The sequence below is a fragment of the Nocardiopsis sp. TNDT3 genome (assembly GCF_003427465.1).
GTDB classification, from domain to species: Bacteria; Actinomycetota; Actinomycetes; order Streptosporangiales; family Streptosporangiaceae; genus Nocardiopsis; species Nocardiopsis dassonvillei.
Genome location: NZ_QPFC01000255.1, coordinates 1 through 8,977, shown reverse-complemented (window position 1 = coordinate 8,977; position 8,977 = coordinate 1). Strand labels below are relative to the sequence as shown.

Here is an 8,977-nt window from a genome sequence, read left to right as displayed (position 1 = left end):
CTGCTGGGCAAGCGGGGCGCCCTCGGCAGGCGGGGCAGGCTCAGGCTGACGCCGGGCATCCGGACGCCCCGCTTGCCCAGCAGGTATCCCCCGGCCAGGCCCGCGAACGCCACCGCTCCGGTGACGGCGCCGTCGGGGATCTCCACGACCAGCACGTTCTCGCCGTCCCCGGCGGCCTCGGCGGCGGCAGCGGCCGCCGCCTCCACGGGGTCGTCCTCCTCGACGGGGGCAGCGGTCTCCCCGGCACCGGCACCGGGGTCCGGCGTCTCGGCGGCCATCACACGCGACTGGAGGGAGGTCGGCTGCGGAACGACGGTGTAGGCGACCTCGGCCCTGCGCTGGGCGGCGGCGCCGCCCTCGCGGGGCTGCTCGGAGCCGACGCCCTCCACCTCCATCTCCGGGGCCTCCTCGCCCAGGACCTCGTCGAGGTGGTCGGCGACCGCCTGGGCCCGGCGCTCGGACAGCTCCTGGTTGGTCTGGGCGTTCCCGCTGGGGTCGGTGTGGCCGGTGATGCGCACGGGCGTCTCGGTGTCGCCGTAGGAGTCGATCATCTCCGCGACCGGTGCGAGGTCGTCGCGCATCTGCTCGGTGAGCTCGGCCGAGCCGACGCCGAAACCGGAGACGGTGCGCACCCGCTCGACGGGCTGCGCGGACGGGGCATCCTCGGGGGCGGGGGGCGCGTCGGCGTCCTGCTGCCCGTCCGCCTCGCGGTCCTCCTGCGTGGTGACGGTGTCGGCGAACGCGGTGGCCGGGGCGACCGCCACGGTTCCCACGGCGGCCGCCGCCACCACCTGGAGCGGCCCGAGGGGGCGCAGCCTGCGGGGCATGCCGCGCAGGCGGGCGAAGGTCTCCACGACCAGTCCGGCCGCGTACAGACCCCACAGGGCCCACAGCACGGTGATGAGCAGGGCGGTGAACACACCCGGCGGCAGACGCCAGCCGCGCAGGTGGGCCGCGGCCACGGCCCAGGAGTCCGGCAGCTCCGGCCAGGGCAGATGCCACAGGAGCAGGTAGGGGATGCCGAGCAGGATCGCCGCTGCGAGCAGGAGGGCGCTCAGCCGTCGGATCTGGGTCATGTCCGCCTCACTGGAGCTAGGGAGTCGGCTGGGTGTGGGGACGTGCGGTGGCCGTGGCGTCGACGGTGGTCGAGCCCATCGGTAGGAGGGTGAAGGAGTAGTCCACCGAGCAGGTCACGGTCACGGTGTCGCCGCTGACCGCGACCGTACCGGTGGCACCGGCGGCGCTGAGGAAGGACTGCGCGGCGGCGGAGGCCGCCGAGGGGTCGAGGGCGACCTCGTTCGTGCCCTCGCGGTAGGAGGACCAGTCGAGCTGCTGGACGCCCGCACGCGCGGCCTCCTGGGCCAGGGTGGCGGCCTCGTTGCGGGCGCGCATCAGACCGCCGCCGTCGGTGACCAGGCCCAGGCAGAGGAGGAAGGCCGAGGCCAGGATGGCGACGAACGCCGTGGTCTGGCCCCTGTCGTCCGTGCGTCTCACGGCTGCCCCCTGAAGGTGTCGACGACGACGGTGGCGTCCCCGGTGATCGTCATGGTTCCGGGGACGCCCAGCCCGGTCAGGCCGCTCAGTCCGACGCGGCACTCGACCACGGCGGTGACCGCCCCTCCGGGGGTCAGACCGCCGTGGTCGAGGGTGACGGAGTGGTCGCCGCAGACCAGGCCGTTCTCGGCGAGGGAACTCGCCGCGGTACTTGAGGCCGCTCCCTCTGCGGCGGCGACGCTGCGTTCGAGGGAGGCCGCCCGGGCAGCGGAGTGCGCCACCTGGTCGGCGGTGGAGTTGGCGTCCGCCACCCTCCCGGCGAGCACCATGAGCATGGCGAACGCCAGGAGGGCGGGAGTGAGGAGTACCAGTTCCACCGTCGCCGAGCCCCGGTCAGCTCGCTCGGAGTCCATGGAGTGCGCACAAATCACGGGGCTGCCTCCGAGGGGACGAAACGCTCCACGGGTGCGGTGACCTCGTGGCCCACCGGCCAACTGAAGCCGGGGATGAGGCTGGGCACCTCGGCGTCCACCACCACGCGTACCTCCTGCGCGCTGCGGCTGACGGACACGTCGAGACCGGAGAGGAAGGAACCTCCGGCCTGCTCAGCCACCGACGTGCCACCACCCGCAGTACGCGACTGCTCAGCGGTCCTGCGTGCGATGTCGGCGACAACGTGGTCACCATGCATCCACAGGGCCGTCTGGATGACCAACATGACTAGGGCCAGCAGCACAGGCGCGGCTATGGCCATTTCGGCGTTACCGCGGTCGTCCCGGGCAAAGGACAAGATCAGCCGCCGCCAATAGCGGTGATGTTCTCCCTGATGACCCCATCGATAGCGACAGCCGCCGCGCCAGCGGCGAGTACGAGGACCGCGGTAATGATCACTGTCTCGGTCGAGTAGCCGTCGTCCCTCCGGCTGAGCAGCCGGGAGCTGAGATAGGCGGTGATGCGCTGCATCGGGGTTCTCCAAGGTGTGTCGAGTTTTCATGAGCTAAACAGGATGTGGCTTATAGCCGGATACCCCAGGAGGGCGAGGAATCCGGCGAAGAGGAGGACCACCGGCAAGCTCATCCGCTCGGTAGCGGATTGGGCCTCGGCGTCCATCTCAGCAAGGAACTGGGTACGCAGTGTCTTGGCTTTGGAGGCCAGAGAACTGCGAATGCGCGCGCCGTCGGCTCCGGCAAGCTGGAGGCTGGCCGCGAGCTCGGCGAATTCGGGGGTGTCGTAGCGCTCACCGAGGTCGCGTAGCGCAGTCCAGGGCGACTGACGCATGAGCGTTGCCTCGCGTAGGCTCTCCCGGATACGGGCCATGGCCCATCCGTTTCCTGCAGCGCTAGCATCGGACAGAGCGCCGTTGACACCCGCTCCCCCGGCCAGCGACACCACCACCAGGTCAGCGAAGCTCGCCAGAGCACGACGCATTTGCTCCCGACGTTTGTTCGCCTCATCTCGCAGGGACATGTCAGGTGCAGACCAGGTTCCGAGAACGAACAACACCCACATGACCGCCGCGACCGTAGCGGACGGCCGCACTCCAGCCAACGAGAGAATCGTTCCCAGCAAGGGTGGCAGGGCCAGGCCCAACAGCAAGCTGGTGAACTTCTCCGCGAGATAGGACTCCGGTGAACGCTCGCACACTCGCAGATTGCGCCGTGTGCGGGGTCCTGGCATTCCGAAACCCTCAAGGATCGGAGCACCGATCTTTCCCAGGCGTGTCAGCACCCCGGTGTCCGGACCAGCGACCATGACAGGTCGGGGAGGTGGCGGCGCGGCCAGACGTTCAGCGAGCGTGGGCCGAGCCCAGCGAGCGGCGAAGAGCGCCCATAGGGCCAGCCCGAGGGCGGCACCCGCGAGCGCCGCAGCCAGAACAGGGGTCATCGAACGGCCTCCGTGGTGCGGGAAGAAGCAGGTGCGAGCACACGGGGCCCCAGGTCAAAGCGGGACATTCGGGACAGCCAGATGAGCGCCGCCGCCCACAGGCCACCAATGCCCGCGAGTACCACCTGGCCGACGAAGCCGTCGAACGGTTCCAGGTAGTCGGGGTTGGTCACCAACATGAACGCCGCTACGCCCACGGTCGTACCGACGATGATGCGAGTGGACGTACGCAGCCGCGCACGGCTCGCCGCCACACGCACGAGCATCGCCGCCTGCTCCCGGGCGGCCTCCGACAGGCTGCCGAGCAGTGTGCCCAGGTCGGTGGCGTGCCTAGTGGCGGCCGTGCTCAGAGCGGCAGCAACCAGATCAGCGGTGGGGTTGTCCACCTCGTCCGCGAAGGCCCGCAACGCACCCTGCGTGGGCTGACCGGCCCGCAGCCGCTCCGCCAGCCTGGCGACCGGTTCCCTCACCGGCTCGGGCGCGATGGGCACCGTGGCGGCCACGGCCTGGTGCAGACCGGCCGCACCGGCCATCAGGTCGCGCAGCATCTCGGTCCAGGCCGCGACGGCCTCGACCCCCGCCACCTGTTTCTCATGACCGCGGTCGGGACCCAGCACCGCCGGGCCCCACCAGCAGCCCGCGGCGGCGAGCACACCGGCCACCGGCCACCCGGTGACGAACCAGACCAGCAGGCCGCCGACGACCGCAGCGACCAACCTCAACGGGCGCTGGCGGCCGAACAGGAGCGCCCGCCACTGCGGAACCCGCGAGGTACGCGAGTTACCACCGGACGCCGCCAGCGACGCCAGGGCCAGCCACAGCCCCGCGCCGAGCAGGACGCCCGCGGCGGCGACGAGCAGAACAGGAGTCGTCACCGTGCCCACCCCACTGTGTCCGGGCTCAGCATCGCCGGGTCGAACCCGGCCTCGGCCAGGGCGTCGAGCGTGTTGGGGCTGGGCGGCGCCGCGGGCAGGGGCCCGTTGCGGTCGCGCCGGTAGATCTCGTTGGAGACCACGTTCTGCCCCTCGGCCCCCACCACCTCGCGCACGCTCGTGACCATGCGCCCGCCCGTGGGCAGCGCCGACACGTGCACGACCAGGTGCACGGCGGCGGCCACCAGGGACGCGGTGGCGTCCAGGGGCAGGCGCTCGGCGGACTGGGCGGCGTAGGCGCCCAGCTTGGTGAAGGCGCCCGCGGAGTTGGCGGCGTGCAGGGTGGTGAGGCTGCCGTCGTTGCCCTGGCTCATGGCGTTGAGCAGCGGGACGGTCTCGTGGCCGCGCGTCTCACCGACGATGACCCGGTCCGGCGACATGCGCAGGGCCGTGCGCACCAGGTCGGCGATGGTGATCTCGCCGACGCCCTCGACGTTGGCCGGTCGGGCCTGGAGGGCGACGCAGTCGGGGTGGGCGTCGCGGTCGCGGTCCAGCCCGAGTTCGAAGACGTCCTCGATGGTGACGAGGCGTTCGTCCACGGGGATCTCGGCGGCCAGGGCCCGCAGCAGGGTGGTCTTGCCCGCGCCGGTGCCGCCGGTGATGACCATGTTGCGGCGGGAGCGCACCCCCGCGCGCAGCAGGGCGACCAGGGTGTCGTCGATCGTGCCCAGTCCGTGGAGCTGTTCGAGGGTGGTGCGGCCGTAGCGGTGGCGGCGGATGGACACCGAGGGCTGCCGGGCGACCTCCATGACCGCGTTGAGGCGCTCGCCGCCGGGCAGCTGCATGTCGAGGATGGGCGCGCCCGGGTCGAAGCGGCGCTCCCCCGTGGCGGACTCCGACGCCAGGCGCCGGACCAGGGCGACGACCTCGTCGGGGTCGTCGAAGAGGGAGTCGTGCCGCTCGCGGCTTCCGTCGGCGCGGCGCACCCACACGTGCACGCCGTTGATGTTGATGTTCTCGATCCCGGGATCGTCCAGGAGCGGCTGGAGGGGGCCGAGCCCGCACACCCGGGCCAGGGCGCCAGCGGCGACGGAGGCCTCGGTCGTGGCGTCGAGCACCTGCCTGCCCTCGGACAGGGCGCGGCTCGCGTCCTCGTCGAGGATCTGGGCGATGACGCGTTCGGCGCGGGCGCGGTACTCCTCGGGCGTGTCCTCGGGTTGGCCGCGGGTCTCCTCGCTGAGCCGCCGGGTGGCCTCGGTGACGGTCCGCTCCACGCGGTCGGCCACGGTGCGGGCCCGGTCGGTGTCCAGGAAGTAGCCGTCGGTGATGTCGTATCCGGCGTCGTGTCCGCTGCTCATGCGTGGACCCCCGTCGCCTCGGGCGCGGGCGCCGGGGCTCCGCCGCCGTCGGCCGGCTCAGCGGGGCGGACGCCCTCGGCGAGGTCCTTCGCCAGACGCGCCGCCGCCTTCAGCAGGGGCCTGCGCTGCGGCTTGCGCGGGTTGGCCTCCCCGCGCAGGAAGGCCGCGGAGCGCGCGTCGTCGGGGAGCCGCCCCCACACGCCCGGGCCCAGCGCGCCCTCGATCTCGCGGACGTTGCCGGAGCCGCCGACGACGACGGTGCGCAGGCGCGGCAGGCTGCGGGTCAGGGCCTCGGAGGCCTCCTTGGCCCGGCGCAGCTGCGCCAGGTCGTCGGCGACGAGCAGCAGTGCCTCGTCGGCCCACGTGGCCAGTGCGGCGGCGGACGCGCCGGGGGTCAGGCGGCCCAGGTCCAGGACGACCGCGGGCCCGTCTGCGGAGACGAGCACGCCGGGGTTCTGGGCGAGCAGGCGCACGGCGCCCTCGGCGCGGTCGGCGGTGACGGGCGCGTGGCACACCGACAGCCCTCCGGGGAGGATCTGGGTGTGCGCGGCCAGGTCGGCGGAGGCCCCGCCGTGCCGGGCGGCGGCGGCCAGGCCGGTCAGGCCGGGGTCCGGCTGGAGGCGGCGCCAGGTGGCGACGTCGCCGCCGGAGGCGTCGGTCTCCACCAGGACGGCTCCGGCCTCGCCTGGCCAGACTGCGGCCAGTGCCATGGCCGCGCAGGTGACGCCGGGTGCTCCGCCCAGGGAGAAGAGCGCCACGGTCCGGGGCATCACGCGCCTCCCCGCGGGTTGACCTGGACGACGCTGACCCGCTCGACGGCGGCGGCCGAGGCGATGGCGGCGGCGTCGGCGGAGGACGCGACGAGTTCGAGTTCCACCGAGCCGTCCTCGGCGGCGGAGGGCTGGACGTCGCGCACGAGCGCGCGGTAGGCCTCGACGCCGCCGCCCGTGGCGCCCTCCTCGGGGTGGACCACCACGGAGACCGCGGCGCCGGGGCCGATCGAGGCGGGGAAGCGGCCCACGCGCAGGGCCACGCCGAGCACGGCGCGGTCCCGCTCGGGGAAGGCGGCCTCGGTGCCCAGGGCGGCCTCGGGGAGGAGGCCGCCCTCGGTGACGGGCACGGTGAGGGTCTGGCCGACGGTCGCCTCCAGGCGGTCGGCGCCGACGAAGGAGACCCCGTCGGCGACGGAGATCCGCGCGACCCGCAGGTCCTCCGCGGTCACCACGTGGCCCGCGGGCAGGTCGGTGTCGGCGACGAGCACGCCCTGCCGGTCGTCCATCTGCTCAAGGGCCACAACACCGGTCAGGCCGCCCGCGGTCATCATGCCCAGGGCCAGGACCAGCCACCGCCAGCGGCGGGGTCCGCTGCCCAGGAGCCGCACCGGAGGGGTCTCCCCCTGCCGCGGGGAGGCCGCGGGGGCCGGTGCCGTCTTCGTGTCCACCACGTCTGTCGTCTTCTTTCGGTGTTAGCGGTTGCCGGTGCCGGTGACCAGGCCCTGGGATTCGGCCACCTGGAGTTCGACCTGCGAGGTCGTGGTGAGCGGGTCGAACTCGCCCGTCGCGCCCTCGGCGAACTCGCCCTCGGTGATCTCCCAGCCCACGTTCCATCCGACCTGGACGGTGACGGGGTAGGCGCCGCCGGGCTGGCCGTCGGAGGGCAGGGTGTAGACGTGCCCGCAGTCGGGGGAGGCCGACTCGGGGTCGTGCACGGCCGGGTCGAAGGGCGTCCCGGGGCCCTCGCAGCTGATCTGCGTGCCGTCGCCCAGCGTCCAGACGGTGGAGACGGGGCTGGCGCTGACCGTGAAGGAGGAGTCCTGGAGCTCGGCGGAGGCCTCGGTGGCCTCCCAGTCCTGGGACTCCACCCACAGCCACACGGGGGTGTTGACCAGGACCAGGGAGTCGCTGCCCGGGGAGGTCTCGATCCGGGGCGGGGGCAGTTCGAAGGAGGCCATGGCCTCCTGGAGGGCGGTGACCATGTCGGTGCCCTCCTGCCCCTCCTCCCCGTCCTGCTCGTAGTCGATGGACTCCCAGTCGATGGCGCTCCAGTCCACCTGGGACCAGTCGATCGCGTCCCAGTCGACGTGGGCGTAGGGGTCGTCCTGGGCTCCGGAGCCGCCGGAGCCCCCCGAGCCGCCCGAACCGCCGGAGCCCTGCTGGCCCGCCTGGCTCTGCCACCAGCGCAGCAGGATGGAGCAGCCGTTCCCGCCCGAGCTGCCGCACTCGATCTGCCCGAGGAAGGAGCCGTCGTCGGCGTGCGCGGGGGCGGTGGCGGCTCCGGCCGCCAGCAGGGTCAGTACCGCGGCCGTGGCCGTGGGTCGTACGAGTCTCAGCATGATCCCGCTTCCCAGATCCTGAGGTCGGACACGCGCCAGGCGAGTCCGTCGTGAATGAGTGTGGCCTCGACGAGGCGCGGGCCCTGCCCGGAGGAGGCGCCCATGCCGAGGTTCCAGCCGGAGTCGTCGAGGCAGTCGTCGACCGTCGCGCTGTCGGGTCCCTCGACCGCGGCGACGGGGTCGAGGACGGGTTCGCCGGTGACCTGGGCACCGGCGGTACGGGCCCCCTCCAGGGCCGCGCTCATGAGGGCGTAGGCGCCGCCCACGGCGTAGTCCCGGAGTTCGGGGGGAACCTCGCCGCCCTCGTGGGAGGCGGCCACGACCGTGTCCCACATGCCGGTGTAGGCGGCGAGCGCCGCGGCCTCCTCGTCGCCGGACGGGGCGGCCGGGGAACTCGGTGCGGCCTCCGCCCCGGAGACCGCGCCCTCGGAGACCCCGCTTTCGGAGGATGAGCAGCCCGCCGCCAGGGCGAGGACCGCACAGCATCCCGCGATCGCGGCCGCGCGCGGGACGGCGCCGGTTCTTCTCACGGCTGTCGTCATCGGTGCGTTCTCCACTGCCGGGGAAGGGGAGGGGTGGTGCAGCATGGCGGAACCGACCCGGTGAACGGGCCCTTTCCCTTCCGACGAGGGGCGGGGGCGGTCTCCTGCGCCGGGAGGTCACGGGACCGGACGCGGAGGCCGTTGAGCGGAACGGGCGGAGGAGGGGACCCCCTCGCCCGGGTTCGGTCCGCCGCGGGTCGGCGTGACCCGAGTCGCGCGGGGCGGAGCCCGAGGACTGACCGAAACCACGTGGTATTGGTTGGGTTTTATCTGTCCTTGCGTGAGCTTATAGAGAAGTCGCCTGTCGTAACAACCCCCGTGCCCCTTCTGTGACTGTGGACCGGCGGAGCTTCCGGACATCAGCCTCACGGCACCCCGAGAAGAACACGCATCCGCGGCCCTGCGACAAACACACGCAAAACAACATCTGAACGACACCGCCGTTGGAGCCGGTTGCCCCGTCTCCGACCCGCGGGACTGGTCGGAGACGGGGCA

12 protein-coding genes and 1 pseudogene are annotated in these 8,977 nt (G+C 72.9%); all 13 read right to left on the bottom strand.

The window, feature by feature from the left end; all coding sequences use genetic code 11:
* Positions 1-1,076 (bottom strand): OmpA family protein (locus DQW06_RS07085; RefSeq protein WP_157983366.1); only part of this gene is annotated, 1,076 nt, incomplete at its 3' end.
* 16 nt (positions 1,077-1,092) lie between these two features.
* The gene (locus tag DQW06_RS07080) at positions 1,093-1,494 is read right to left on the bottom strand and encodes a TadE/TadG family type IV pilus assembly protein (protein WP_117198179.1); all 402 of its coding nucleotides are present in this window, start codon (positions 1,492-1,494) and stop codon (positions 1,093-1,095) included.
* Positions 1,491-1,907 (bottom strand): TadE/TadG family type IV pilus assembly protein, encoded by a 417-nt coding sequence (locus DQW06_RS07075; protein ID WP_117198178.1) that lies wholly within the window; start codon positions 1,905-1,907, stop codon positions 1,491-1,493. The genes DQW06_RS07080 and DQW06_RS07075 overlap by 4 nt, the downstream gene beginning before the upstream one ends.
* Before the next feature lie 14 nt (positions 1,908-1,921).
* Complete coding sequence (locus DQW06_RS29440; RefSeq protein ID WP_232832972.1) at positions 1,922-2,107, bottom strand: hypothetical protein; 186 nt, start codon at positions 2,105-2,107, stop codon at positions 1,922-1,924.
* A 45-nt stretch (positions 2,108-2,152) separates the two neighbouring features.
* Positions 2,153-2,248: pseudogene (locus DQW06_RS29755) on the bottom strand (TadE/TadG family type IV pilus assembly protein); the annotation flags it as partial.
* 38 nt (positions 2,249-2,286) lie between these two features.
* Positions 2,287-2,457, bottom strand: a complete 171-nt coding sequence (locus tag DQW06_RS29165) for a hypothetical protein (RefSeq protein ID WP_198662395.1) — start codon at positions 2,455-2,457, stop codon at positions 2,287-2,289.
* Between the two features lie 27 nt (positions 2,458-2,484).
* Positions 2,485-3,378 carry a type II secretion system F family protein gene (locus DQW06_RS07065; protein ID WP_232832971.1) on the bottom strand — a complete coding sequence of 298 codons (894 nt, stop codon included), beginning with the start codon at positions 3,376-3,378 and terminating at the stop codon, positions 2,485-2,487.
* Positions 3,375-4,262, bottom strand: a complete 888-nt coding sequence (locus DQW06_RS07055; RefSeq protein WP_117198175.1) for a type II secretion system F family protein — start codon at positions 4,260-4,262, stop codon at positions 3,375-3,377. The genes DQW06_RS07065 and DQW06_RS07055 overlap by 4 nt, the downstream gene beginning before the upstream one ends.
* Complete coding sequence (locus DQW06_RS07050) at positions 4,250-5,608, bottom strand: CpaF family protein (protein WP_013152269.1); 1,359 nt, start codon at positions 5,606-5,608, stop codon at positions 4,250-4,252. Before DQW06_RS07050 ends, DQW06_RS07055 begins: the two co-directional genes overlap by 13 nt.
* Positions 5,605-6,378: a hypothetical protein gene (locus DQW06_RS07045; protein WP_013152268.1), complete on the bottom strand. Its 774-nt coding sequence runs from the start codon at positions 6,376-6,378 to the stop codon at positions 5,605-5,607. Before DQW06_RS07045 ends, DQW06_RS07050 begins: the two co-directional genes overlap by 4 nt.
* Positions 6,378-7,052 carry an SAF domain-containing protein gene (locus tag DQW06_RS07040; protein ID WP_041552444.1) on the bottom strand — a complete coding sequence of 225 codons (675 nt, stop codon included), beginning with the start codon at positions 7,050-7,052 and terminating at the stop codon, positions 6,378-6,380. Before DQW06_RS07040 ends, DQW06_RS07045 begins: the two co-directional genes overlap by 1 nt.
* A 21-nt stretch (positions 7,053-7,073) precedes the next feature.
* Positions 7,074-7,940: a hypothetical protein gene (locus tag DQW06_RS07035; RefSeq protein WP_013152266.1), complete on the bottom strand. Its 867-nt coding sequence runs from the start codon at positions 7,938-7,940 to the stop codon at positions 7,074-7,076.
* Positions 7,934-8,482 carry a hypothetical protein gene (locus tag DQW06_RS07030; RefSeq protein ID WP_013152265.1) on the bottom strand — a complete coding sequence of 183 codons (549 nt, stop codon included), beginning with the start codon at positions 8,480-8,482 and terminating at the stop codon, positions 7,934-7,936. Before DQW06_RS07030 ends, DQW06_RS07035 begins: the two co-directional genes overlap by 7 nt.
* Positions 8,483-8,977: the final 495 nt, after the last annotated feature.

What these genes read in the sequence shown, in the direction of transcription:
- DQW06_RS07075 (WP_117198178.1), bottom strand. Translation starts at nt 1,907, where the DNA reads ATGGACTCCGAGCGAGCTGACCGGGGCTCGGCGACGGTGGAACTGGTA.
- DQW06_RS29165 (WP_198662395.1), bottom strand. Translation starts at nt 2,457, where the DNA reads ATGCAGCGCATCACCGCCTATCTCAGCTCCCGGCTGCTCAGCCGGAGG.
- DQW06_RS07065 (WP_232832971.1), bottom strand. Translation starts at nt 3,378, where the DNA reads ATGACCCCTGTTCTGGCTGCGGCGCTCGCGGGTGCCGCCCTCGGGCTG.
- DQW06_RS07050 (WP_013152269.1), bottom strand. Translation starts at nt 5,608, where the DNA reads ATGAGCAGCGGACACGACGCCGGATACGACATCACCGACGGCTACTTC.
- DQW06_RS07045 (WP_013152268.1), bottom strand. Translation starts at nt 6,378, where the DNA reads ATGCCCCGGACCGTGGCGCTCTTCTCCCTGGGCGGAGCACCCGGCGTC.
- DQW06_RS07035 (WP_013152266.1), bottom strand. Translation starts at nt 7,940, where the DNA reads ATGCTGAGACTCGTACGACCCACGGCCACGGCCGCGGTACTGACCCTG.
- DQW06_RS07030 (WP_013152265.1), bottom strand. Translation starts at nt 8,482, where the DNA reads ATGACGACAGCCGTGAGAAGAACCGGCGCCGTCCCGCGCGCGGCCGCG.